Raw genomic sequence first — 24960 nt, forward strand, 5'->3', positions numbered from 1 at the left:
ATTATATCGATTTATTCTGCCTTTGTCAATCACAAAATATCTGTTAAATCATGATATCGGTTTCTAGTTTGAACCATTGTAAAGCCAACTCTTAAACCTCGGTGATTTCATATTCCTTATTGCCCAGCCCCAGCTTGACAGCGTGATCGACACAGACCTTCCAGTTGGTATCCGGATGAACCAGGGTGAATACATCCATATTGGACAGATCATGCCCTTCATGTTCAACAATTCGTTCTTCGGCGCAGCTGCCCCGGAGAATCCGGGCGTTATTGCAGGCATCCGCACAGGCCATATCCAAAGCCACCGGATCGAGGGAGGCAAAAATGCCGACATCCTGGATAATCGGCAGATCGTTCTCAACGTGGCAATCGCAGTTGGGTGACACGTCAATAACAAAACTGATGTGGAATTGCGGGCGCCCATCCACCACCGCCTTGGTATATTCAGCAATTTTTTTATTGAGGACATCATTGCTTTCATCATATTTTGGGCGAAATGGCATCAAAGGGACAGACCCCAATACAGCGGTACCGCAGCCAACGCAGAGCTCATCCTTGATCCGGGCTTTGCCATCCTCGACCCGATAGGAAATGGCCCCAAAGGCACAGATTTTGCCACACATCTTGCAACTGCGACATTTCTTTTCTTTAACAAAGGGTTTGCTGTTGGAATGCATTTCCATCTTACCCCGCCTGGAACCGCAGCCCATTCCGATGTTCTTCAGGACCCCGCCGAAGCCGGTGTTTTCATGGCCTTTGAAATGGGTCATTGAGATAAAGACATCGGCGTCCATAATCGCCCGGCCGATTTTGGCACTGGTAACACATTCGCCGCCAGCAAGCGGCACCTCAATATCATCGGTGCCCTTTAAACCATCGCCAATGATTACATGACATCCGGTAACAAAGGGATTATAGCCATTTTCATAAGCAGCATCCATGTGCTCCAGAGCGTCTTTTCGCCGGCCGACGTAAAGGGTGTTGCAGTCGGTGAGAAATGGCTTGCCACCTTTTTCCCTAATCATGTCAACAATTACTTTGGAATAATTGGGACGCAGATAAGCCAGATTTCCCGGTTCACCGAGATGGATCTTTATGGCCGCAAATTTGTTTTCAAAATCAATCTCGGTCATGCCAGCAGCAGTGACCAGTTTTTCCAGCTTTTTTAAAATATTATTAGAACCCGTTGTCCGTAAGGTCGTAAAATACACCTTTGATTTGCTACTCATCTTCATTTCTCCTTTGTTTGAAAAAATCTTTCAGTATTTCTTCACATTCTTGTTCACAGATACCCGGGTAGATTGCCATCTGTTTGGGGAGCATCGGGTGTTGGCCCAGCCGGGCCGTCGATTCGACCCCGCCAAATTTCTTTTCGGCAGCACCATAAACCAGCACCGGAATCCGGGCTTGAATAATGGCCCCCATACACATCACACAGGGTTCGGCGGTAACATAGAGCTGACAGTCGTCCAGCCGCCAGCGCCCCAGTTTTTCGGCCCCGGACCGGATCACCAGCATTTCGGCATGGGCAGTTGGGTCGGCCAGACTTTCTTTCTGGTTATGGGCCCGGACCAGGATCTTGCCATCGCAAACCAGCACTGCCCCGATGGGAACCTCGCCTTTTTCGGCCCCGGCTTTGGCGGTCTCGATGGCCAGGGCCATCAGCTCCTGAAAGCTGTATTTTTTGTCGATAGATGGCACCTCCCTTCATTGAACATCAAAGCAATTCGGTAATTTACACCGAAAAACTCGATTGCTTTGATGTCTGTTTTCATAAACAATTTTGTAACGTGTAGGCGAACAGGCCACAGCCTGTAGGCCGAACAGTGTGAAAATTTTTTGATGTAAACAGGCAGCAAAGCTCCGCACACTTTAGTAATTACCTGCCTAAAACAAGTCCCCAGCCCCATTGTCCATAGCCGGTACGGGGATTATTGGCCGACTGCTTTTGGCCCAGTTGCACTGGCTGCGGATTGGGTACCGGTTGCGGGGCGGTTCCGGCGGTTACATTAGGTGTGTTAATAGCTGCCATAAAACGGTCGTTACCAGCGTTCTGCAGATAGTTGATAAAGGCTTCGTCACAGGCTGAATACTCATTGATGATGGCTGCCGCCTGTAAGCCCGGGTAGTCTTTGCTGGTGGCCAGATAATTATTGCAGGCAAGGGTGTAGGTGCGATTGGGGTCCAAATCCACTCCACCGACCTTGGCCGAATACACCCGTTGGCCCGCTGGTTTCGTTAAATCATAGGCGGCGGTGATGCCACTCCATTGAAGATAGCTGCCGCTGTTGCCGGGCCAGGAATTGTCATTTTTGTCTTTGGCAATCTGGTTGTTAACACCGATTTCGATGCTGGTTTCCAGCATCTTTTTGATGTCTGCTCCGGTCACCTGCTTGGTCACCAGATAATTACCAAAGGGTAGGACGTCGATCACCTGACCTTTGGTGATCTCCCCGGCTGGAATCTGGGCCCGGATTCCCCCGGCATTTTCCACAGCAATTTCAGCACCGGTAACAAAGCGATAGCTATCAGATAAGGCTCGACCGAGATTCAACTCACCCAGCCGGACATCCTGCCAGATATCCTCAGTGGCACCGCCCAGTTTAACCGGGGTATTGCCAACCACCTGTTTTTTGATGGGATCTTCCCGAGCTTCAATCGCTGCTGTTAAGGCTGTTACCGTTGGGTCAGCGGGAATCAACTCATCGGTTGCCTGAGCAACGGTCGTCAGGTTTTCGGTTTTACTCACAACCGTATAGGTAACTTCCGTCGCATCAAGTTGAATCTCTGGCGTCGGCGACTCGATACGTTCTTCATCTGAAACTTGGATTCCTTCGACGTCGGTTTCATCACTCTCACTTGCTTCCCATCCAGCTTCCGCTGGGATTTCTTCTGACACTTCCAGTTCAGGTAGTTCTGCCGTGATTTCGTCATCCGCTGCGGTTTCGCTGGCTGCTACTGTTTCGGTTGGTGCTACTTCCCAATTCTCCGCTTCCGGAACTTCGATCCGGCCCGCCAGCGCCACTGCTTTTTTCAGTGTCAATTCAACCTCACCCACGGCACTGGAGTAGCAGCCAGTCTGAACAATCAGGGTGCCGTTGACTTCGCGGTTTTCGACATCATGGGTATGACCATCAACAATCACATCGATTCCCGGGGCGCCCTCGGCGATGGCATCACTGCGCATTAAGGTGCCATTATCCGAATCACCGATATGGGTCAGGGCAACAATCACATCGCAGTTCTGGGCTTCCAGCGCCGCCACCGATTGCTGAGCGGCGACCAGCACCGATTCCCGGGTACCAAAGGTCAACCCCGCCACATTGGCCGGGGCCGTATCGGAGTAAATATCCGGGCTGATCAATCCAAAGACACCAATTCGGATGACTTCACCATCCACAACAATGTCTTTAATTAGATAATCGTCACTAAAAAAGGGCTTGCCGGATTCGCTATAGGTCACATTGTTGCCTAAAATTTTAGTATTGGCCATGGTGCTCAGCTCCAGTAACCGGGCGCTGCCATAATTAAAATCGTGATTGCCGGGTGCAAGGGCATCAAAACCCACCGCTGCCATCAGTTCGGCAATCGAACCGCCGGTTTCGATGGTGGCAAAGGACTGGCCATGAAAAATATCCCCGGCATCCACCACCAGATCGGGCTTTTCCTGATTGATGATGGTTTTAAGCTTGGCATAACCGATGGTGTTGTTTTTAACACTGTAACTATAACGGGAATGGGTGTCATTAGTATGAATGATCTTAAGGGTGATGGTCTGATCGTCGTTGACGGTGGCGGCAAAGGCGGTGGTGCCAAAACAGCCAGTAACCATCATTAACACCAATACCCAACCAAGAACTTTGTTAATCTTCTTCATCACAACTCCTTTTTGGCTTTCTGGTATTTTATACCCATTATATATTTTTTCTACGGGATCGCAAAGTAATAAAACCGATTTACTAAATAAAAAAACTGCTCCGGGGAGTAAACCCAAAACAGTTTTTTTGCAAATTTAAAATTTATGTACCAAGACTTATTGCAGCGCCGGTTTTCCGGTATACCGCAACAACGCCTTACAAATGGCGACTGTGAGTATTCCCGCTACAATCGCTTCCGGCAAACCATTGATGGCGATAACCGAAAGGATGACACCGTATAAGGTGGACACGGCCACATTTTTGGCTTCAGCATAGCTCTGTCCGAAAAACAGATAAATAAAATTCATCACCAGTAGAGTATTAGTCAGCGATCCGGCTACCCCGGCAAAGCCCAGCGCCAAGACATCGTTGTTTTTTATCTTTTTCATGCCTGTGTAGACATAATGAGGAACCACACCAACCAGAATTCTGGGAACAAAACAGATCACCAGACTCCAGAAGTTACCGGAATAGGTTCCCAGCGAATAAAAGGGAGTGAACACAAAGGACGTCACCGTCGGGTTAAAGGTATTATTGATCAGGCTGGTCAGTCCAAAAACAAATCCCAGAAAAGCACCATAAAACGGCCCCAGCATAATGCTGCCAATAATGACGGGAATATGAATGATGGTCGCCCGGGTGAATCCCAGCGGGATATAACCAAGAAATGGGGTAACTGCCAACAAAACGATAATCGCCACAAAAAAGGATAACTTGACCAAATCCTTGGTCTTGATATTTTTCATTTTTACCTCCTGCTATCGTTCCAGTCAAGCCGGATACAATGCATCTATATTTTAACGTCTTTTTTATTTATTTTCAATAAAAATTTACTTTGATCCTGGATTTACTTCTGGCCCCCGGGTTTGGTATAATGATTATGAAAATTAATGAAAACAGTTGGAAAAGGAAAGCCGATGAAAAATCTATTAAAAAATAAAACCGTTGTTCTGGGTATTACCGGAAGCATCGCCGCTTATAAAATGGCCAATGTGGCCAGCAGTCTGGCCAAAATGGGCTGCGATGTTCAAGTCATCATGACCAAAAACGCCCAGGAATTTATCGCCCCCCTGGTCTTTGAAAGTTTAACCGGTAATAAGTGTATTGTGGACACCTTTGACCGCAATATCCGTTATGATGTGGCCCATATCAGTCTGGCCAAACGGGCCGATCTTTTTATGGTGGCACCCGCTTCAGCCAATGTCATTGGAAAAATCAATGCCGGGATTGCTGACGATATGCTCACCACCACCATCATGGCTTGTCACTGTCCCAAGCTGATTGCCCCAGCCATGAATACCGCCATGTACGAAAACCCGATTGTTCAGAATAATCTGAACAGTCTCAAAAAACTGGGTTATCAGATCATCGATCCGGCGGTGGGGATGCTGGCCTGTAAGGATGTCGGCACTGGCAAACTTCCCGATGAAGAACTACTGATCAACCATATTCTTCGGGAAATTGCCTTTTTCCATGATCTTAAGGGCAAAAACATCCTAATCACTGCCGGTCCCACCTGTGAAGCCATCGATCCGGTTCGTTACATCACCAATCATTCCAGCGGTAAAATGGGTTATGCCCTGGCCCAAGCAGCGATGCTGCGAGGTGCCAATGTAACCCTGATCACCGGCAAAACCGCCATCACACCCCCGGCCTTTGTCACTGTTGTTCCGGTTGTTTCCGCCAGTGACATGTGCTCCCAGGTAATGGATCATTTTGAAGCTACCGATATTGTTATTAAGGCTGCTGCCGTTGCGGATTTCAAACCCAGCGATGTGGCCACGGAAAAGATCAAAAAACGGGATGGAAAGACAGTCATTCATCTGACGCCAACGATTGATATTTTAAAAACCATCGGTGAAAAGAAACGTCCCGACCAGTTTATCTGCGGTTTTTCGATGGAAACTGAAAACATGATCGAAAATACCAAGGAAAAGCTTTATTTCAAAAATGTGAATATGATGGTGGCCAATAATTTAAAGGAAAAAGGCGCCGGGTTTAATACCACCACCAACCGGGTGACAATTATCACCCTGGAAAAAACCGAAGCCCTGCCTCTTTTGTCCAAGGATGCGGTCGCCCACCGGATTCTTGACGCCATCCAGGACGAACTGTAATGACCATTACCCAGCTCAGTCATGTAGCCATGGAAATGGGAGTGATCCTCCTTTCCAATGGTGCTGAAACCTACCGGGTGGAGGAATCGATGCATCGGATCAGTATTGCCCTGGGCGCCAAAGAAGCAGAAATTTTTGTTGTGCCCACCACCATCATACTCTCGGTTACCCTGGAGGGGGAGGTTCCCCTGACCCGAACCCAACGAATTCACACCCGTAAAATTGATTTGACCAAGGTCTCGGAAATTAATCATTTATCCCGTCAGATCTGCTATGAACCCACCAACTACAAAGACCTGATCGCAGAAATCCGGCGCATCGACACCATCCCTTCTTATCCTTATTATCTTCATGTCCTGGCTTTTGCCTTTATTTCCCAGATGTTCACGCTTTTTTTTGGCGGCAGCCTGGTCGATAGCGGAATCGGATTTTTGATTGGTATTGGCATTAAACTGCAAATGGATATTATGGGACGCTTTGAAGCCAATGTTTTTTTTACCAATATTGTTGGTGGACTCATCGCCTCCACGGTGGCGGTAACCGCCACCGGACTGGGTCTGACCACCAATATGAACACCATTATTATCGGTTCGATTATGACCCTGGTACCCGGGCTGGCGATCACCAATTCGATCCGGGACATTATTGCCGGGGACTATCTCTCCGGACTGACCAAAGGCATTGAAGCACTGCTGATCGGCGCCGCCATTGCCGCCGGGGTTGCAGTTCCACTAAGTCTGTTGCGACCATTCTGGGGAGGTTGAAAATGAATTATATCACACCCTGTTTATACGCCTTTGGAGCCTCCCTGGCCTTTGCCATCGTCTTTAATATTCCCCGCAACAAGCTGCTGCTTTCGGCTTTGGGAGGGCTGCTGGGCCAACTGGTTTACGTGGTTTTTCAGCTGGTCATCAGCAATGATGTCATTCTCTATCTGCTGGCTACCATTGCCATCTCCCTTTATGCTGAGGTGCTGGCCCGGTTGACCAAATCGCCGACCACCATTTATTTGGCGGTAGCCCTGATTCCACTGGTTCCCGGTGGTGGCATTTACTATACGATGCTCTATTTTATCAACGGCGAAATGGATCTTGGCATCACCACCGGGGTCCACACCCTGCTGATTTCGGGTGCCCTGGCCGTGGGGATCATTATGATTTCTTCAACGGTCAACCTGGTTCGTAAAGTGATGCTGCGCAGTTCTTCAAAAATAGGAAAGAAGCTAAAACATGGCAAAAACGCTTAAACGATTGTTTGTCTTTGTTGTCCTGACCGGCTTGATTGTTTTGCTTTGGGGAAATTTTCTGCCCCACACCGAGGATAATACTAAATTGGCTAATTACACCACCCTTGTTTCGGAACCGCTGATTCCAGTCGACCCGCTTTCCCGGGAAGCGCTTAATTGTCGGGCCTTTATCGACGATCACCTGACCTCACCATATGGCGGTATTTACACCAATTATCAGAGCACTGCCCAAACCGGGGACTTATCAGCTGGTCATGAAGTACTTTCTGAATCGATGGGACTGTTATTGGAATATGCCCGCTTAACTGGTGATCAAAAACTATTTAACGACACTGCCAACTATATTAAAAATTATCTGATGGTTGATGATATCTTATTGTGGCGGATCGTTGAAAACAGTGATCCGATCACCGACGTCTCAGCCACCATTGATGATCTGCGGATTTACCAGACCCTGGCTCTGGCCAAAAACCAATGGCCTCATAATGATGCCGCCGCAAAAATTTTTAAAACCCTGGAAACTCAATTGCCTTTTAAGGGATTTCAATCCGGCTACCTGGTTAATTATTACAGCAGTACCAACCCCACTCAGGATAAAACCGTGGAGGTGGCCTATATCAATCTTTCGGCCATCCAGACGCTGGCGGCGACCAAGCCTGAAATGGCCGCGGCAGTCACCACCAACCAAGAGATTCTACTGGGTAGCTTTATTAGTGAAAGCTTGCCACTTTACCATAAAAGCTATGATCCCTCTAAAAGAATATATACCGATGCTGATGGAAAAATAAACATTCTGGATAGCCTGATGGTGATGCTAAATCTGGCTCATGTCGGGATTTATTCGCAGCAGTCCATCGACTGGCTGGAAGAGCGTACCGCTAGCGGAACCCTTTATTCCAATTATGATTCCCAAACCGGGGCCACCCTGGATACTCAGGAGTCATCAGCCGCCTACGGCCTGGCTGCTCAGATCGGGGCTGCCCTGGGGAATGAATTCCTGACCGGCAACGCCCTGAGCCAGCTTAAAAAGCATCAGAACAGCGATCCCCTCAGTCCCTTATACGGCGGTTTCGGCTACAACAATAACGCCTATTCCTACGACAACCTCCAGGCTCTGCTGGGTCTGGTTTATAACAAGTGAACGCTTCGACGATATGACAAACATGATGAGAGGGAGTAAAATGAAAAAAATTAAAGTCATGATTCTTTTTGGAACCCGGCCGGAGGCCATCAAAATGGCGCCTCTGGTGATTGCCTTAAAAAAAGATCCCCGTTTTCAGACCCTGGTCACCCTGACAGCCCAGCACCGGGAAATGCTGGATCAGGTGCTGGCACTTTTTGCGATCACCGCCGATTATGATTTGAATCTGATGAAGCCCGGTCAAACCCTTTGTTATCTCACGGCCAGTATTCTCAATGAACTGAAACCAATTCTTGAGACTGAATCCCCGGATATGATTCTGGTTCATGGCGATACCACCACGGCCTTTGCTTCAGCCCTGTCGGCTTTTTATGAACAAATCCCGATTGGCCATGTCGAAGCTGGTTTGCGAACCAAAAATAAGTACTCCCCCTACCCGGAGGAAATGAACCGCACCCTGATCAGTCAGCTGGGGGATCTGCATTTTTCGCCGACCCCCGGCAATCGGGATAATCTGATCTGCGAAGACATTCCCGAAAACCAGATCGTCATTACCGGGAATACGGTCATTGATGCCTTATTAATGACCGTCAAGGACAACTACCATTTTGCCAACCCGCTCCTTAACGCCATTGACTATGATACACGCCGGGTCATCTTATTGACTTCCCATCGCCGGGAAAATATTGGTGCCCCGATGGTAGAGATTTTTTCGGCCATCCGGGAACTGGTACTGAATAATCCGGATGTGGAAGTCGTCTTTCCAATGCACCCCAATCCACAAATTGCCAAAACCGCACTGCCACTATTGGCAGATCTTGACCGGGTACATATTCTTGAACCACTTGATTACGGGGATATGTCCAACCTGATGGGCCGGGCTTATCTAGTGCTCACCGATTCCGGCGGCATTCAGGAGGAAGCTCCGGCTCTGGGAAAACCAGTGGTGGTACTGCGTAAGGAAACCGAACGCCCGGAAGCCGTCGCCGCCGGAACCGTTGTCATGGGCGGGGTCGAGAAAGCCAATATCATCCGGATCACCCAGCATCTGCTGGATGACCCTCTGGCTTACCAGACCATGGCCCAGGCTGTCAACCCCTATGGCGACGGCAAGGCCGCCTTGCGCATCTGTCAGGCCATTGCGGCTTATTTTAATAAATAATAAAAAGACCAGCTATTGTGACGCAATAACTGGTCTTTTGCAATCTCCGGGTTTTCCCCTTAGCCGACATCGTATTCCATTTCTTTTCGGGCCTTTTCAATAAATTCCAGCGGCGAAACCATCTCGCCATTCTTACAATTGTCACAATGAAAAACCCCGATTTTTAAATCAATTTCCACCTCGTAGGGGGCTGTAATGGTATAAAACTCTTCGGTTTTCATATGATCTCTGATCCGCTTTTCAACAATTTTGGTTCCGGCGGTATCGGTAATCAAAAACAGACCAAAGGTGATATCCTCTTTTTCAATCAGGTACAGGGTATCCTCCGCCCGGAGACTGCGATGCATAACCTCAGTCATCTGGCGGATGAACAACGGCAGCCGTTCTTCACCCAGAATTCGTTTGATCTCTTTATAGTGCCGAAATTTGATCATCATCAGGGATAACTCGATCTGTCCCCGCTTTGACATCCCAATAAAAATTTTGGCATCGCTGACCAGGGTCCGAAAGTTTCGCAGGCCGGTGTCCGGATCCACCGTCGATAAGCTGACATTTTCATCTTCAAGTTCATTAACCCGATTCTGTAGCGCCTGATTTCTGCTGGTCATCAAGCTGACGACATAGGTATACAGGGGCAACAGCACAATCCAGAAATAGGAGGAGGCGGTCAGCGGCTCACCATTTACCAGCACCAGAAAAATCGTATAGGAGATATAGAAAAATATCACCACGCCGTTGGTCACCAGACCCAGGGTGATATTGCTGAAATAAGTAATTAAGATCACCAGAAAGGTCACATTCAACATTACCAGGTTTTGAACATAATGGTCAGCATCCTGGGCGGTAAAGGTAATGGTGACGAAGGTCAGTACCAGAAAAAATACAATCCCCAGATCAGATAATACATGATCCCGATTTTTCATTTTCGCCAACCTCCCTTCTTAAGCTCAATGCCGTTCTTCCTTACCACCATAATCAGACCTGCTGCCAGCAGAATAATAACCATAATGCTGACCAGCAGAAAAATCTGGGCTTCCTGGTTTACCGAAATTTGCTGTACCACCGCAATGGTGGGATTTTTCGGTGCTTTAAAGCGATAACTCTGGACATTGCCATTGGTATCGGCTAACGCAGCATCCCCCGATAATCGCCCCAGGTTTTTCATTTCGCCCAGATTATTGCCAATCGCCACCAGACCGGTCTGATTCGGGGCCACCACCATCAGGCTGGCCCGACCGGGTTTGCTGTACAGGGAAGTCAACAGCTGGGCCGACCCCAGGGTTTTGCCGTAAGTTGGGTCGATGACCAGTTTCTCATTGGACAAGAAGGTGGTGCCATCTTCGCCAAATTGAAAGTACAGCTTGTCATTGTTACTCTTGATAAAACTATTATTCTGGTAGGTTCCCACCGCAATAATATTAGAATAGAGTGCTGTTTCATTCATTTCGTCAGGGTAAAGAACCGTTAACTCCCCGGTATTTCCTCTGGTATAGCGTCCCATCACCCGAAACATTTTGGCCAGCAGGTTGGCGGTTTCACCATCCAGCTGATCCGGCACCACCAAACTGACCGCATTATAACTGTAATCAGTCACAAAGGGGGCTGGATAGTTTTCAAAAATCAGATCCTGACTGGTCACGGAGTTAATTTTTAACATTGTGTTTGGCGTGAGGTAGGCCCAGGGCATGTCCCCCTGCCGCAAGCTGCACCACAGATCTTTTATTTCCAGATCAAAGGTTACCTTGACCTGGAAGGAACTACCAATATCAATGTCGATGGGAATCGGGATGGTGGCCTCATCGCCGCCCGCCTTACTCTGAGAGAGTTTTCTGCTGCCGACGGGAACATCATTGATAGATACCGTCATCAGCGACCGGTCAAAGTCGAGATTTTCTGAATAGCGGTAATTCAGGTAAAATTCACTGGCATTGGTCAGACTTCGGTTGGCCGGGTAATTGATGGTAAACTCCTTGACCTGATGAAAGGCTCCATTGTAATAGCTTCCTTCTGAACCGGCAAAACTGATATAGGTTTCCGCTTCATAGACTTCGGTTTTAATATCTTCGGTTTTTCCCAGCAATTTTACCGGCGCCTGCAACTGGTTCATCAAGGCCGGGTTTCCCAACATCCTACCGGCATTGATCAGGGCCACGTCGTTTTTGGCAGTAATGATCAGGGTATTAATTCCTGACCCTTCATTAAGCAAAACCAGCACAGCATTCTCATCATCGATACCGTTCTGGTCAGCCTGGTTCCGGTAGTTTTCCGGTAACTGGTCATACCGGGCAATGATGATACGGTTCCGGGAAAGATTCCCTGCAGGATCACTAAATGTTAAAATCGGAAAATACCCGTCCGTATAAATCGTCTGGTTGGATATCCCGGAAATTCCCAACAAAGCTGCGTTGAGCTCTGCCGGACTGTCTGAATCCGAAATGATAAAAGCCGATTCTCCATAGCGCAAAGCATCCACCTCAAAAAAACGATTATAGAAGGCGGCAATACTGGTGGTAAAAGCGTTTTTATCAAATCGTACCGAAACGGTTGATTCCTTGAATATATCCAACCAGTTAGCTTCGCTGACATCATCCACACAGGGCAGGGCATTCTGGGTTCGCATATAGCCATCAATCCGGATATTATTGTAACCTTGCTGGAGCAACTCCAGCGGTACATAAATATCAATGCCATGCCGGCTGCCGGAATTATCAGCCGGCCGTAATGAATAAAAATATGTCCCATTAATGGCCACCGTCAGACTGGATAGCTGGGTGTCTGCCAATTGGGTGGCCCGGTATTCCAGATGCAAAAGGACGGTTTCCACATCCCAGTCTTTGGCAATCCAGAAGGTTTGTTCGGCAGTCGAAAACAAACCCTTCATCGATTGATCCGAAAAACTGGTGACAAAGGTCTGGGGTTCGGTCCGTAGATCAGACTGGGGCACCCCACCATAGTTGGCCGCACTGGCCGGCTCAATCAATAGCCCCAACAGCAAAACCAGCAAAACTATTGTAATCGTCGATCGTTTCATTTTCTCCTCCTTTATGTCATGAATTTAGGCATTTGCGAAACTAAAAACATCGAACAAGAATTGCTTTGGGTGCAGTTTCCACAAACAATTTTGTAACGTGTAGGCGAACAGTTCATAGAACTGTCCGCCGTACAGTGTAAAAATTGTTTCGTGCGAAACTGGATCCAAAGCTCATGCTACCTTCGCAATCACTTATCCATTGATTATTATTTCAGCCCTGGAAGCGCTCGGTTTTATACCATTTGCTGTCCTGCTTTTTAATCCGGTCTTTTAAATACTGAAAGACTCCATATACCGTTACGATGATCCACATCTGACAATAGGTAAAATACATCAGGGCGATGATAAAGAAATTGGCGACACTCATCTCGCCTTTCTCCGTTGTCAGGGCAATAAACACCCCCAAAACAAACATGACAAAGGCCGTAAACCAGAGCAGGTTGCTAAATCCCTGGATGGAAGTGGAAACCAGTCCGGCCATATTCATAAAAAAGATGATGTCCGACACTACCAGTGCCGTTAAAAGCAAAAAGTAAGTGGATAAGAAATAAAAAATATCAAAGCGGATTTTCCTGGCATCCTTATCAACCAGATAACCAATATTTTTTATCAGCACATAAACATTGCCCTTGACCCAACGGGTTCGCTGTCTAAACCAGACCCCCAGGGTTTGGGGTTCCTGTTCCCAGGTCACCGCCTTGGGCTGGAATTTAATTTTATAGCCCATTAAATAGATCCGAAAGCTGATTTCGGTGTCTTCTGCCACCGCCTTTTCGTCCCATCCACCGATGGCCTCGATGATGGTTCGGCGCAGAATGAAATTGGTTCCCGGAATCGTGCACAGCTTCATCAGCTGCCACCGCCCGGCCTGGGCCATCCACTGAAAAGAGAGGGTTTCAATATTGATAAAGCGGGTCAGCAGATTGACCTCCTTATTCCGGGTGCGGAATTTTCCAATCACAGCCCCCAGCGAATCGTCGGCCTTAAGTTCAGCGGCAAGATATCTCAGAGCCTTGTGTTCCGGAGTATTGTCGGCATCATAAATGGCGATAAACTCGCCTTTAGCCTGCTGATAGCCGATATTCAGGGCATTGGATTTGCCCTTGCCACCGGTAATATTATCAGTGTTGATAACAACCAGATTGCGACCGGGGTTATCGTCCTGGATTTCTTTGAGCAGCTCGGCACTGTTGTCGGATGAGTTGTCATTGATCACAATAATCTCGTAGCGATCCTCGGGATAATCAAAGGCCAACAGTGCTGCCACCGTTTTGACGATCACCACCCCTTCATTATGGGCTGGTACCATAATCGAAACAAAGGGGTACTCCCCGGATATTTCTGGCGGTTTCTGCTGTTCCACCTTGAGATAGTAAACATATCCGGCCACAATCAGGACAATGTTGACAAACAGGAGACTCCAGATTAAAAAGATATTGATCACCATTATATAATCAAATACGTTCATGGGGTGTTGCCCTCCTTTTTATCATTTTGATTAACTGGCTGATCGTCTTGCTCCTGATCCACCACTTTTCGGAATTTGCTGAGATAGACCCGACGGCTGAAAACCACAATGATGATAAAAACCACAATAATTATTCCCACCACTGTCAGTAAAAAGGCGTTGCCTGCGGTAAAAATTTTTTCCAGGCTGTATTCCGGGGGTTTCTGGTATGCGTAATCATCACTGATGGGTTCCTCGTCATATACCAGCGAAACCGGAAGGCCATTGACCCAAATCCCTGCCGGGCCACTAACGACGGTATTCTGTCCGATGGTCCACTGATTGTCCAGCTGCTGATAGTTCGTCAGAGAAAGCCATTTTTGATTGATGGTATTCAGCTGTGCAGTCAGCACGTCCTCATTTTCTGGCAGCGCCATGACAATGGTGGTATTGATGGGGTAGTTGCCAAAATTACGATTCTGACTACTGCTATTTATTACGGTTTCAAGTGTCACTGCCATACTGGCTGAATTCAGGGCCCAGCTTGCTTTTGGCCCCGGCGCAGCGATGCTGGTATCCGACATAATTATCCCTGATGAAAATAAATTGAGGGGATTAACCGCATCGACTGCATCAAAAAACAAACTTTCGTCAGTTACCAGTCCCAAGGGATACACCCCATTTTCCACCATCTTCGCAATAACCGTATACATTTTTTCCGATAGCACCGTGCTGCTATCGGACACCGTCGCCGGACTGGGGCGGTGAATCAAGATGGTTCCATTTCTTGACTGTACATAGCGGAGCACCTGATAAAATCGGGCCATCGCCGGATAATCGATATTATCATCTAACGGTGCCACCCCCAGCGTAAATGGGATGCCATTGGCGTAAAAAGCATCAGCTGTTTCAATCACCATGTTCAGATCCGAAAAAGGATAGATATCCGGAATCAACAGGGTCATATGGACTGAGTTAATTCGTCCAAACCAGTCTTTGAGTACTTCTCCCAATCCCAGGGTAAACCCCGGCTGGCCGATAAAGGTCGGAACATAGGTCAGCTGGCCGCTGGTTTTGGCAAACGGATAGCTTGCTGTTCCAACTCCGATGGTGACTTCGCCAGAATCCGGTGTGGCATCAATCACCTGCAACTCATCGATCCAGATACTGTTGATGGCCAAGCCATTGAGGTTCACCGAAACGGTTCGGCCCAGCTGACGATTGACGGGAAAACCCGCCAGCCCGGGAACCAATTCCGGTGCTGCAAAACCAATATAAACCATTGCTCCGGAATAGTTCTGACAATCCGCAATAAGGGCCGGATTATTGATGGTGTTTTGGGTATTTTTCAGGACAATCACTTTTTGATAAGCCAACAGCCGCCCGCCAGGGTAATCGTCCATCGACACGATTTCGGCCGTTTGCGACAGCGAACTCAGCAGGGTTTCCACCTCACTGAGATTATTGCGATAAACCGTGTCCACCGCCAACTGATCATAAATCAACAGCACATCCTGGGGACTGTTGACGATAGCTTCCTGGTTGACAACTTCAGTGGCTGCGATCAGTGACATCGGCAAAATTATTAAAAATACGATGATAAAGCTCATAATGCGCCGTTTCATAATCGATATCCCCGCTGTTCCCGCTGTTTTTGCTTATTCTTGTTGCGATTTAAAAACGCCTGTTTTCGGGCCTCCCAATCCACCTTACGTAATTGTTTTTCAATCCAATGAATGAACTTACCCAAAATAATAAATGAAATCAGATCAAAGGTCAGCGAAAATATGAATAAATGCCCCAGTGTATCGGCATCTCCCGAAGTGATAATGGCCACATATAATTCCCAGAGTCCGATAAACAGCCAGGTCATCAGGCCGACAAAGCGCAGGGTATTGCGCTCATTTTTTTCAATGATGCCTTTCCTAAAAAAGCGGACATAGACACCAATAATCACCCCCATCCAGATGATAATAAAACCGAAATTTCCTGGTAGGTAATTGGCTTTAAGAAAACTCCAGAGGGTAAAAAAACTGGTTTGGGCACCGGGGGCATAACCCTGGGTTATTTCATAATTTCCCAGCCAGGCTGGCCGGATATTAAAACTGCTGTCCACCGAACGATTAAGCATTTCATACAATTGACCGGGATTGGCCAGATAATAAATGGCCACGCCAGTAGGGTTTACCTTACTAAAAAAGGCACTCTCCATTTCCTGGCTGTCCATGGTTTCCGGAGCGATCGCCTGATAATATGAGGTGCCGGTGAGCACTGCATATTGGGGATTGATTGAAAATTCTTTCAGGGCCTGCTCCGGGTTTTCAGCCGTCATCAATACCCCCCGGGTCATACTGTGGTAGGCACTAAGATTTGTCAGTCCATTGGGCATTACAAAAAAAGCTGTCAGTGAACACAGCATCAAAAGGCTGCCACCAACAACACAGATGCGGATATAATATTTATCGGCACTGACATATTTAAGACTGATCCCCAGAATTCCCAGAAACAATCCCAGTAGAGCATATTGCTGATTCAAGAGACAAAGCAGCAATCCACTTAAAAAAAAGCAGCCGATTAAGAGATAATCATTCAGCTTTTCCTGGCCCATCAGAATCAGCGACGTTCCCAGAATCATCACCAGAAAAAAACTGAGGGCCTGGGGGTAAAATGAATTAATCCAGGCGGTGTAGGCAGTATCGCCAAAGATGATTACTCCCAACCCAACAATGACATAGGACCACCTGGCCCGTTTGCCATAAGTGACCGTTTCAAATAAAAAATACATTGCGATCAAATAAAAAATCGCGATCACAGCACCGTAAAAACGCATATCGAACAGCCCATCCCAGGTATAAGCCCGATCCAGATTTCTGGCGGCATTGAGAAAAGGTGTCTGTGAAGTAATCTGGCCATTGTCAGAATCGTTGTAATATTCCATGATGCCCCAATTTTTTTGAAAATAAGCCATCGCTTCTTTCGGGGTCAGTTCTCCCAAATTATAAAGGTCACTGCCTGTTATAATCGCCGCAGTGCTACCATCATCGCCCATTCCAATAACCGGCGGCAAAAATAAAACCGCGAAAAGCAACCCACATAAAACAAGCACTCCCAGGGTCGAGGGCTTAGTAAAATACTTAAAAAGCCCTACCCGAATCTTTGGCGTGTTTTGCTTTAGTGGCTCTTCTAAATGAAGGGTATTGACGTCTGGCTCTTTCTTCATGCTACATTTCCCCTTAATCATTAAGCATGCCATTCTTGGCAGGTAGTCCGATCCATGTATCCAGTAAAACCTGGTTTAGTGATAATTTATCGCCAGATTAATTGTGTCATTCTTTTTAGATCACTTTTTTATCCCATCAGATGTAATTCAATAATTACATGATTTATTACCCGATTGATGCGTGTATATTCAGCATGTTTAAGATCGGATAAAAATGAACCTCTGATGCCATCAATCAGAGGTTCACCTAATCGGTATAAATTAATTTAAAAAACCATCAATAATTTTCGCTTCTGCTTCCCCTTCGGTTAGGCCTAAAGTCATCAGCTTAATCATCTGATCGCCGGCAATTTTGCCAATAGCAGCCTCATGAATCAGGGTCGCATCCAGACTATTGGCGGTAATTTCCGGTACTGCTCGAACCACACCATGATCCATAATGATTGCATCACACTCGGAATGACCCATGCAACGGGTGTTGCCATTAATTTTTGACAAAAATGTCTGTGTCGAATAATCCCGGGCGACGGAACGGGAAATCAGATTAACACTGGAATCTTCACCATCCATATCCACTTCAAACTTGGACTCAGCAAATTGCTCGCCATGGGTCATCAGTTTTTCTTTGATTACCAGTTTGGCCCCATCTTTAAGTTTGGCGGTGGTAAAGCGACGGGTGGAATCAACCCCTTTGATCTGGGTTGTTTCCATTTCCATGTAGCTGCCCTCTTCCTGAATCACCTCGGTTACCGGATCGATGACCCTTTTACCGGTACCGGTTCCCTCACCAATGTGTTTTTCAACATAGCGGACTTTCGAATTTTTTCCCAGAAAGAACCGATGAATCCCGTTATGCTCCGAGCCATCACAGCTATCCCCAGTGCTGACACCACAGCCAGCAATAATGGTGATATCAGCGTTTTCGCCAATAAAGAAATCATTATAAACCAGGTCATGAACCCCGCTACAGGATACCAGGGCCGGGATAAAGACGTTTTCGGATTTGGTGTCGGGCTTGACAATAATATCAATGCCGGATTTATCTTCTTTGCTGACAATCTCTATGTTTTCGCTGGACTGCCTAGCCACACTTTTGCTGTTTTCCCGGATATTATAAGCACCTTTGGGCATTTCATCCAAGCCGCTGACTTCTTTTAATAATTTTTTTGCAATGTCGTTCATTACTTATGCCTCCAATATATCATGACAATTCAAACAGTTTTTGGGATCTTCACAATGCAAAAGCTCCGGCAACACACTTTCTTTCGCACCGCGCTTGACAATGGCACCGTCAACCATGGCGATGATTTCATCGGCTACATCTAAAATACGCTCCTGATGGGAGATGATCACGATGGAGTTTTCCTGACTCTGATGCATTTTTAGAAAAATATCTATAAGGTGATTAAAGCTCCATAAATCGATACCAGCTTCCGGCTCATCAAAAATAGACAGCTTGGTATTGCGGGCAATGATGGTGGCAATTTCAATCCGTTTGATTTCCCCGCCGGATAAACCATCATTGAGCTCCCGATGGATATAATCCTTGGCGCAGAGGCCAACCTCCGACAAGAAATGGCTGGCATCCATTACCGATAGCTCCTCACCCTTGGCAATATTAATCAGATCATGAACGGTGATCCCTTTAAAGCGCACCGGCTGTTGAAAACCAAAGCTGATCCCTCTTTGGGCCCGTTCTGTGATCGACAAATCGGTTATATCTTCACCGTAAAAAGTAATTTTACCTTTGGTCGGTTTTAAGACCCCGGAAATAATTCGAGCCAGCGTTGATTTGCCCCCACCATTTGGTCCGGTGATAGCGATAAATTTACCTTTTTCGATGGTTAAATTGACATCTTTTAAAATTTCTTTTTCATTTTCAACTTCAAATGAAATGTTTTCGAGTTTTAACATTTTTTCTCCTCATCTGTTCTTTTCAAAGTTTTATTACTGTTTTCATTATATCAAATTTTTTCCAGCTTGTAATCCGGATCACTGATGATAATTTAATTTTATCAGCTTCACTATTTTATCACTTTTTGTATTCTTTGAAACTGATTTCATGGGGTAAATTTTCACTGTCGACCGTGTAGCCAGAATTTACCCTAAATGCTGGTTTTGTTACTGTTATTCACAAGCGGATTCCCCAAATCAGCATTGCTTTTGCCTCATTGATTGACTATAATGTAGATAATAGTATTTACAAATCGTTATTTTCTTACTGAATGAATAGCGACACTGATTTAAAATAAAGGAGAAACTCATGAAAATTATAGTCATCGGTGCGGTTGCCGGAGGAACCTCGGCGGCAGCCAAAGCCCGGCGAAATGATGATTCGGCCGAAATAGTTATCTATGAAAAAGATCAGGACATTTCCTATTCCGGATGTGGACTTCCTTATTTTATTGGCGGTAAAGTCGCATCAATCATGGAATTGACCCCTCGAACACCCGAATTTTTTAAGACCAAATACAATATTGATGTCCATATCCGCCATGAGGTCTTAAAAATTAATATTTGCGATAAAAATGTTATTATAAAAAATCTGGAAACGGGAGCCATTTTCGAAGATCGCTACGATAAATTGATAATCAGTACCGGCGCCCAGGCTTTTGTCCCTCCGATCAAAGGAATTGAACTGGACAATGTTTTTTTCCTCCGCAATGTCCAGGATGCCCTGAAAATCAAAACCTTTATGAACAACCATAAGCCCCAAACAGCGGTGGTAGTGGGTACCGGCTTTATTGGTTTTGAGGTGATGGAAAATCTGATAGCCTGCGGCATTCAGGTAACCCTGGTGGAACGGGCCGGTAAACTGACTCCTAACCTTGACGAGGATATGTCTCAATATCTGGAAAAGTTGCTCAAACAAAAAGCCATTCCCATCCTGAAAAATGCCAATGTGGTTGAAGCCACCGCTCAGGGCGTGATTCTCGAAGATGGCAGCCTAGTTCCTGGTGAGATGATTATTGTCGCCACCGGAGTTAAGCCCAATGTTAGCCTGGCCCGGGAAGCTGGCTTATTGCTGGGTGTTACCGGAGCCCTACGGGTTGATGAACGGATGATGACCATTGATACCGATATTTATGCCTGTGGCGACTGTATTGAAACCTGGTCATCGGTCACTAAAAAGCCCCATTACCGCCCCCTGGGCTCAACTGCCAATAAAACCGGGCGGATCTGCGGCGATAATATCACTGGCGGCAATGTGATTTATCCGGGTAACTTAAGCACCGGCATTTTTAAGGTCTTTGATATCAGCATCGGCAGCACCGGCTTATCCGAAGCAGAAGCCCTTAAGGAAGGTTATGATGTCGAAATTGTCCATAATATCAAGCCCGACAAACCAGGTTATTATGGTGGTCGGGAAATGCTGATCAAGGCTATCGCTGATCGGGCCACCCAAAAACTCTTAGGCGTACAGATCATCGGCTACGAAGGAGTTGACAAACGCCTGGATGTTTTTGTCACCCTGATTACCTATGGGGCCACCGTGGCTGAATTCTTTGATCTGGATCTCGGCTATGCGCCACCATTTTCCACCACCAAGGATCCGATCCATTATACCGGGATGATTCTGGATAATGCCCTGAACAATGGACGAAAACTGATCACCCCCGCCGACTTAAAAAAAAACTGAATAATGGGGAAACTTATCAAATCGTTGATACTCGAATAACTGAACACTATACTACCGATCATCTGCCAAAAGCGCAGAACATTCCCCATCAGGATCTGCGCCGCAAACTGACGCTGTTTAATCAGAACCGTCCAGTGATCACTTATTGTAATAAGGGTGTCACCGGTAATGCAACCCAGAACATCTTACTTAACCACGGCTTTAAAAATGTATTTAATCTTTCTGGAGGTTTTCAGTTTTATGATGCCACCAATGAAGAGTGATCAATCTTTAAGCATGCTGATTTTTTAACAGCGCTTTATTCGCCATAGCCCTGGGGATGGTTTTGATGCCATTTCCAGGCTGTTTTTATAATCGTGTCCAAATCAGAATGCGCCGGTTTCCAGCCCAACTCCTGGTGGGCTTTTTCTGATGAGGCAATCAGCTCAACTGGATCGCCGGCTCGTCTGTCTGCAATCTCCACTGCAAAGGCTTCTCCGGTGATGGCCCTGGTTCTGGCAATCACTTCTTTGACGGAAAACCCTTTACCATCACCTAAATTATAAATATTACTTTCGCCACCAGCCAGTAGTTTTTCCATCCCTAAAATATGAGCGGCAGCGATATCCATAACATGAATATAATCCCGGATGCAGCTACCATCAGGGGTGGGATAGTCTTCTCCGAAAATGCTGATTTTATCCCGCTGGCCCAGGGCTGTTTTTAAAATCAGCGGCAGCAAATGGGTTTCGGGGTTGTGATCTTCCCCAATCTCCCCGCTGGGATGAGCACCAGCGGCATTAAAATAACGGAAGGTCATCGATTTTAAGCCATGGGCCTGATCCAACCACGGCAGCATTTTTTCGACTGCCAGTTTTGTCTCACCATAGGTATTGGTGGGCTTTTTAGTGCTGTTCTCGGTAATCGGGCTCTGCTCCGGTTCACCATACACAGCCGCAGTTGATGAAAAAACAAACCGTTTGACCTCCTGTTCGACCATGGTTTCCAGCAGACAGAGGGTGCCATAGACATTATTGTGATAATATTTGAGCGGCTCTACCATCGACTCACCCACCAGCGAGTTGGCACAAAAATGCATCACGCAGTCAATCGGATGAGCCTGAAAGACCTGCCCAAGAAAGACCCGATCCCGGATATCGCCTTCTTCAATTACTGCCTCTTTCGGTACCGCTCCCAGATGCCCGGTTGAGAAGTTATCCAGTACCACTACCTGATACCCCCGCTCCACCAGCACCCTGACCACATGTGATCCAATATAACCGGCCCCGCCACAAACTAAAATTTTCATCGTGTTCCTCTATTTCTATTATTCATTGTTGTATTTGTTGATTTCTCTTTATTATAGAACTTTTTCTAAAAAAAAGAAACCCCGAAGGGTTTCATAATCGTTTATTTGTCAGTAAAGGCACTTTTATTGTTGCTTAATGCTGCCTGAGCTGCGGCCAGGCGGGCAATTGGCACCCTAAATGGTGAGCAGGAAACATAGCTCAGTCCAACACTGTGGAAGAAGAAAATCGATTTGGGATCGCCGCCATGTTCACCACAAACACCGATTTTCAAGTCAGGCTTGGTTTTACGGCCCAGGGTGACACCCATTTCAACCAGTTTACCAACACCTTCGACGTCAATGCTCTGGAAGGGGTCATTAGGCAGAATCCCTTTGTCTTTATAATCGGTAATAAACTTACCGGCATCATCCCGGGAGAAACCATAGGTCATTTGAGTCAGGTCATTGGTTCCAAATGAGAAGAATTCAGCTGTTTCAGCAATCTGATCAGCAATCAGGGTAGCCCGGGGAATTTCCATCATCGTTCCCACCAGGTATTCGATATCTGATTTTTTTTCGGTTTTAATGAGTTCCGCTGTGTTTCTGACTACCTTTTCCAGGTAGGTTAACTCTTCGTTAATACCAATTAAAGGAATCATGATTTCCGGGATTACATTAAAGCCATCTTTTTCTTTGACTTCAATGGCTACTTCCATTATCGCCCGGGTTTGCATTTCAGCAATTTCCGGATAGGTAATCGCCAGACGACACCCACGGTGACCGAGCATCGGGTTGAATTCTTCCAAACCCTGAATGATGGTGATCATATCTTCCACGTCAAAGCCCATATCGGCAGCCAAAGCTTCGACGTCTTTGGTTTCTTTGGGTAGGAATTCGTGCAGTGGTGGGTCAAGCAGACGCACGGTCACCGGTCGACCTTCCATGGCTTTGTAGATGCCAATAAAATCTTCTTTTTGCATTGGCAGAATTTCCGCCAGGGCTTTTTCCCGCTGTTCTTTTGATTCGGAGAGAATCATTCGTCGGACGCTAGGTAGCCGATGTTCATCAAAGAACATGTGCTCCGTACGACAGAGGCCAATACCTTCGGCACCAAAACGAACCGCAACAGAGGCATCCTTGGGGGTGTCGGCATTGGTTCGAACTTTCAGGGTTCGGAATTCATCCGACCAGGCCATGATCTGGCCAAAATGTCCTGACAACTCAGGGGTAACGGTTTTGATGCCACCCTTGTAAACACTACCGGTGCTTCCGTTTAATGAGATGTAATCTCCTTCTTTGAAAATCTGATTGCCAACAGTGAATTGTTTGGCGGCTTCATCCACCTTGATGGATTCGCATCCAGCTACACAGCATTTTCCCATCCCCCGGGCAACAACTGCCGCATGAGAGGTCATGCCACCACGAGCGGTTAAAATCCCGTTGGCAGCATACATGCCTTCAATATCTTCTGGGGATGTTTCCTTTCTGACCAGCAGTGTTTCTTCGCCATTGGCAACGGCAGTACAAACCGCTTCGGCCGTAAAATAAATTTTACCGGTGGCGGCACCTGGTGAAGCCGGCAGACCTGTAGCCAGCAATTCGGCTGCTGATAGTGCGGCTGCTTCAAAGGTTGGGTGCAACAGCTGATCCAGGGCAATCGGATCCAGTCGCAAAATGGCTTCTTCTTTGGTGATCAGCCCTTCTTCGACCATTTCCACTGCGGCACATATAGCAGCCGCAGCCGTTCGCTTACCGGTTCGGGTTTGCAGCATAAAGAGTTTGCTTTTTTCAATGGTAAACTCAATATCCTGCATATCTTTATAATGTTTCTCCAATAATTCGGCGGTTTCATGGAATTGTTTGAAAACCTCCGGCATAATATCCTGCAACTCATTAATATCTTTAGGAGTTCGGATTCCTGCCACCACGTCTTCTCCCTGGGCGTTAATCAGGAATTCACCAAATAGTTTTTTCTGTCCGGTTGCAGGATTTCGGGTAAAGGCGACGCCAGTCCCGCAATCATTGCCCATGTTTCCATATACCATCGACTGAACATTAACAGCGGTGCCAATGTCGTGGGGAATATCATTCATGTTTCGGTAGCTGATGGCCCGATTGTTATTCCATGATCTGAATACCGCTTCGATCGCCATTAATAATTGTTCTTTGGGATCTAACGGGAAATCTTCACCAGTTTCATCTTTAACAATTTTTTTATAAGCAACAACGATTTCTTTAAGATCATCAGCAGTCAATTCGGTATCGTCTTTATAACCATTTTTTTCTTTGGCGGCTTCCAGTACGTGGTCAAATTTTTCTTTACCGATTTCCTGGACCACATCACCAAACATTTGAATAAAGCGGCGGTAGCTGTCAAAGGCAAACCGTTCGTTATCCGTTGCTTTGGCAATACCGGCCACGGTTTCGTCATTAAGGCCGAGATTTAAGATGGTATCCATCATTCCTGGCATTGAAAACTTGGCACCTGAACGAACTGAAACCAACAGTGGATTATCTGCATTACCAAATTCTTTTTCACATTCTTTTTCCAGAATACTCATGTATTCATTGATCTGACCGACAATTTCGTCAGAAAGTTTTTTGTCCTGATTATAATATTCAGTGCAGGCCTCGGTGGTTACGGTAAAGCCCCCGGGAACTGGTAAACCGATGTTTGTCATTTCTGCAAGGTTAGCACCCTTCCCCCCCAGCAGTTCCTTCATGTTTGCATTACCTTCTTTAAACAAATAAACCCATTTTTTTGACATTT

Annotated in this window: 20 protein-coding genes; 7 read left to right on the plus strand and 13 right to left on the minus strand. The window is 46.6% G+C overall.

Going from position 1 to position 24960, the window contains the following annotated elements:
• Nucleotides 1–91: 91 nt before the first annotated feature.
• The 4 genes from CHL1_RS12385 to CHL1_RS12400 all read right to left on the minus strand — a co-directional run bounded on the left by CHL1_RS12385 (nt 92) and on the right by CHL1_RS12400 (nt 4665).
• The gene (locus CHL1_RS12385) at nt 92–1231 is read right to left on the minus strand and encodes a DUF362 domain-containing protein (protein WP_250933180.1); all 1140 of its coding nucleotides are present in this window, start codon (nt 1229–1231) and stop codon (nt 92–94) included.
• Nucleotides 1224–1703, minus strand: coding sequence for a nucleoside deaminase (locus CHL1_RS12390; RefSeq protein ID WP_228882886.1), 480 nt, complete (start codon nt 1701–1703; stop codon nt 1224–1226). The genes CHL1_RS12385 and CHL1_RS12390 overlap by 8 nt, the downstream gene beginning before the upstream one ends.
• A gap of 178 nt (nt 1704–1881) precedes the next feature.
• Nucleotides 1882–3879 carry a bifunctional metallophosphatase/5'-nucleotidase gene (locus tag CHL1_RS12395; RefSeq protein ID WP_250933182.1) on the minus strand — a complete coding sequence of 666 codons (1998 nt, stop codon included), beginning with the start codon at nt 3877–3879 and terminating at the stop codon, nt 1882–1884.
• A gap of 156 nt (nt 3880–4035) precedes the next feature.
• Entirely contained in the window at nt 4036–4665 is a 630-nt protein-coding gene (locus CHL1_RS12400) for an ECF transporter S component (protein ID WP_070370557.1), read from the minus strand.
• A gap of 171 nt (nt 4666–4836) precedes the next feature.
• Here CHL1_RS12400 and coaBC point away from each other — a divergent pair, with 171 nt between their 5' ends.
• Genes coaBC through wecB form a run of 5 tightly spaced genes read left to right on the plus strand, consistent with a single transcriptional unit; the run spans nt 4837 to nt 9585 of the window.
• Nucleotides 4837–6036 carry a bifunctional phosphopantothenoylcysteine decarboxylase/phosphopantothenate--cysteine ligase CoaBC gene (gene coaBC, locus CHL1_RS12405; protein WP_250933184.1) on the plus strand — a complete coding sequence of 400 codons (1200 nt, stop codon included), beginning with the start codon at nt 4837–4839 and terminating at the stop codon, nt 6034–6036.
• Entirely contained in the window at nt 6036–6800 is a 765-nt protein-coding gene (locus CHL1_RS12410) for a threonine/serine exporter family protein (protein ID WP_148638695.1), read from the plus strand. Before coaBC ends, CHL1_RS12410 begins: the two co-directional genes overlap by 1 nt.
• 2 nt (nt 6801–6802) lie before the next feature.
• Nucleotides 6803–7282 (plus strand): threonine/serine exporter family protein, encoded by a 480-nt coding sequence (locus CHL1_RS12415; protein ID WP_228882877.1) that lies wholly within the window; start codon nt 6803–6805, stop codon nt 7280–7282.
• Nucleotides 7266–8423, plus strand: coding sequence for a hypothetical protein (locus tag CHL1_RS12420; protein WP_250933186.1), 1158 nt, complete (start codon nt 7266–7268; stop codon nt 8421–8423). Before CHL1_RS12415 ends, CHL1_RS12420 begins: the two co-directional genes overlap by 17 nt.
• A 40-nt stretch (nt 8424–8463) precedes the next feature.
• Nucleotides 8464–9585, plus strand: coding sequence for a non-hydrolyzing UDP-N-acetylglucosamine 2-epimerase (gene wecB, locus CHL1_RS12425; RefSeq protein WP_250933188.1), 1122 nt, complete (start codon nt 8464–8466; stop codon nt 9583–9585).
• A 59-nt stretch (nt 9586–9644) separates the two neighbouring features.
• Here the strand turns inward: wecB and CHL1_RS12430 are convergent, their stop codons facing one another.
• The 7 genes from CHL1_RS12430 to CHL1_RS12460 form a co-directional block, all read right to left on the minus strand.
• Nucleotides 9645–10508 (minus strand): GGDEF domain-containing protein, encoded by an 864-nt coding sequence (locus CHL1_RS12430; RefSeq protein WP_250933190.1) that lies wholly within the window; start codon nt 10506–10508, stop codon nt 9645–9647.
• The gene (locus CHL1_RS12435; protein ID WP_250933192.1) at nt 10505–12616 is read right to left on the minus strand and encodes a cellulose biosynthesis cyclic di-GMP-binding regulatory protein BcsB; all 2112 of its coding nucleotides are present in this window, start codon (nt 12614–12616) and stop codon (nt 10505–10507) included. Before CHL1_RS12435 ends, CHL1_RS12430 begins: the two co-directional genes overlap by 4 nt.
• A gap of 211 nt (nt 12617–12827) precedes the next feature.
• Nucleotides 12828–14084: a glycosyltransferase family 2 protein gene (locus CHL1_RS12440; RefSeq protein WP_250933194.1), complete on the minus strand. Its 1257-nt coding sequence runs from the start codon at nt 14082–14084 to the stop codon at nt 12828–12830.
• A complete protein-coding gene (locus CHL1_RS12445; protein ID WP_250933196.1) occupies nt 14081–15688 on the minus strand; it encodes a DUF2334 domain-containing protein in 1608 nt (535 codons plus the stop codon). Before CHL1_RS12445 ends, CHL1_RS12440 begins: the two co-directional genes overlap by 4 nt.
• Nucleotides 15685–17283: a glycan biosynthesis hexose transferase WsfD gene (gene wsfD / locus CHL1_RS12450; protein ID WP_250933198.1), complete on the minus strand. Its 1599-nt coding sequence runs from the start codon at nt 17281–17283 to the stop codon at nt 15685–15687. Before wsfD ends, CHL1_RS12445 begins: the two co-directional genes overlap by 4 nt.
• 261 nt (nt 17284–17544) lie before the next feature.
• Nucleotides 17545–18465 (minus strand): SufB/SufD family protein, encoded by a 921-nt coding sequence (locus CHL1_RS12455; RefSeq protein ID WP_070370547.1) that lies wholly within the window; start codon nt 18463–18465, stop codon nt 17545–17547.
• A 3-nt stretch (nt 18466–18468) separates the two neighbouring features.
• A complete protein-coding gene (locus tag CHL1_RS12460) occupies nt 18469–19197 on the minus strand; it encodes an ABC transporter ATP-binding protein (protein ID WP_250933200.1) in 729 nt (242 codons plus the stop codon).
• 349 nt (nt 19198–19546) lie between these two features.
• Here CHL1_RS12460 and CHL1_RS12465 point away from each other — a divergent pair, with 349 nt between their 5' ends.
• Together CHL1_RS12465 and CHL1_RS12470 are read left to right on the plus strand one after the other, a co-directional pair.
• Nucleotides 19547–20923 (plus strand): FAD-dependent oxidoreductase, encoded by a 1377-nt coding sequence (locus CHL1_RS12465; protein WP_250933202.1) that lies wholly within the window; start codon nt 19547–19549, stop codon nt 20921–20923.
• Between the two features lie 35 nt (nt 20924–20958).
• Complete coding sequence (locus CHL1_RS12470; protein ID WP_243134867.1) at nt 20959–21186, plus strand: rhodanese-like domain-containing protein; 228 nt, start codon at nt 20959–20961, stop codon at nt 21184–21186.
• A gap of 35 nt (nt 21187–21221) precedes the next feature.
• Here CHL1_RS12470 and galE read toward each other — a convergent pair whose 3' ends face one another.
• Both galE and ppdK read right to left on the minus strand, forming a co-directional pair.
• Entirely contained in the window at nt 21222–22211 is a 990-nt protein-coding gene (gene galE, locus CHL1_RS12475) for a UDP-glucose 4-epimerase GalE (RefSeq protein ID WP_250933204.1), read from the minus strand.
• Nucleotides 22212–22312: 101 nt separating this feature from the next.
• The gene (ppdK, locus tag CHL1_RS12480; RefSeq protein WP_250933205.1) at nt 22313–24958 is read right to left on the minus strand and encodes a pyruvate, phosphate dikinase; all 2646 of its coding nucleotides are present in this window, start codon (nt 24956–24958) and stop codon (nt 22313–22315) included.
• Between the last annotated feature and the right edge of the window lie 2 nt (nt 24959–24960).

It is taken from the genome of Acetobacterium wieringae, from assembly GCF_023700225.1.
GTDB lineage: Bacteria > Bacillota > Clostridia > Eubacteriales > Eubacteriaceae > Acetobacterium > Acetobacterium wieringae.

Excerpts from the sequence above, each read along its gene's own strand:
- CHL1_RS12385 (WP_250933180.1), bottom strand. The coding sequence starts at position 1,231 with ATGAGTAGCAAATCAAAGGTGTATTTTACGACCTTACGGACAACGGGT.
- CHL1_RS12395 (WP_250933182.1), bottom strand. The coding sequence starts at position 3,879 with ATGAAGAAGATTAACAAAGTTCTTGGTTGGGTATTGGTGTTAATGATG.
- CHL1_RS12400 (WP_070370557.1), bottom strand. The coding sequence starts at position 4,665 with ATGAAAAATATCAAGACCAAGGATTTGGTCAAGTTATCCTTTTTTGTG.
- coaBC (WP_250933184.1), top strand. The coding sequence starts at position 4,837 with ATGAAAAATCTATTAAAAAATAAAACCGTTGTTCTGGGTATTACCGGA.
- CHL1_RS12410 (WP_148638695.1), top strand. The coding sequence starts at position 6,036 with ATGACCATTACCCAGCTCAGTCATGTAGCCATGGAAATGGGAGTGATC.
- CHL1_RS12415 (WP_228882877.1), top strand. The coding sequence starts at position 6,803 with ATGAATTATATCACACCCTGTTTATACGCCTTTGGAGCCTCCCTGGCC.
- CHL1_RS12420 (WP_250933186.1), top strand. The coding sequence starts at position 7,266 with ATGGCAAAAACGCTTAAACGATTGTTTGTCTTTGTTGTCCTGACCGGC.
- wecB (WP_250933188.1), top strand. The coding sequence starts at position 8,464 with ATGAAAAAAATTAAAGTCATGATTCTTTTTGGAACCCGGCCGGAGGCC.
- CHL1_RS12430 (WP_250933190.1), bottom strand. The coding sequence starts at position 10,508 with ATGAAAAATCGGGATCATGTATTATCTGATCTGGGGATTGTATTTTTT.
- CHL1_RS12435 (WP_250933192.1), bottom strand. The coding sequence starts at position 12,616 with ATGAAACGATCGACGATTACAATAGTTTTGCTGGTTTTGCTGTTGGGG.
- CHL1_RS12440 (WP_250933194.1), bottom strand. The coding sequence starts at position 14,084 with ATGAACGTATTTGATTATATAATGGTGATCAATATCTTTTTAATCTGG.
- CHL1_RS12445 (WP_250933196.1), bottom strand. The coding sequence starts at position 15,688 with ATGAAACGGCGCATTATGAGCTTTATCATCGTATTTTTAATAATTTTG.
- wsfD (WP_250933198.1), bottom strand. The coding sequence starts at position 17,283 with ATGAAGAAAGAGCCAGACGTCAATACCCTTCATTTAGAAGAGCCACTA.
- CHL1_RS12455 (WP_070370547.1), bottom strand. The coding sequence starts at position 18,465 with ATGAACGACATTGCAAAAAAATTATTAAAAGAAGTCAGCGGCTTGGAT.
- CHL1_RS12460 (WP_250933200.1), bottom strand. The coding sequence starts at position 19,197 with ATGTTAAAACTCGAAAACATTTCATTTGAAGTTGAAAATGAAAAAGAA.
- CHL1_RS12465 (WP_250933202.1), top strand. The coding sequence starts at position 19,547 with ATGAAAATTATAGTCATCGGTGCGGTTGCCGGAGGAACCTCGGCGGCA.
- galE (WP_250933204.1), bottom strand. The coding sequence starts at position 22,211 with ATGAAAATTTTAGTTTGTGGCGGGGCCGGTTATATTGGATCACATGTG.
- ppdK (WP_250933205.1), bottom strand. The coding sequence starts at position 24,958 with ATGTCAAAAAAATGGGTTTATTTGTTTAAAGAAGGTAATGCAAACATG.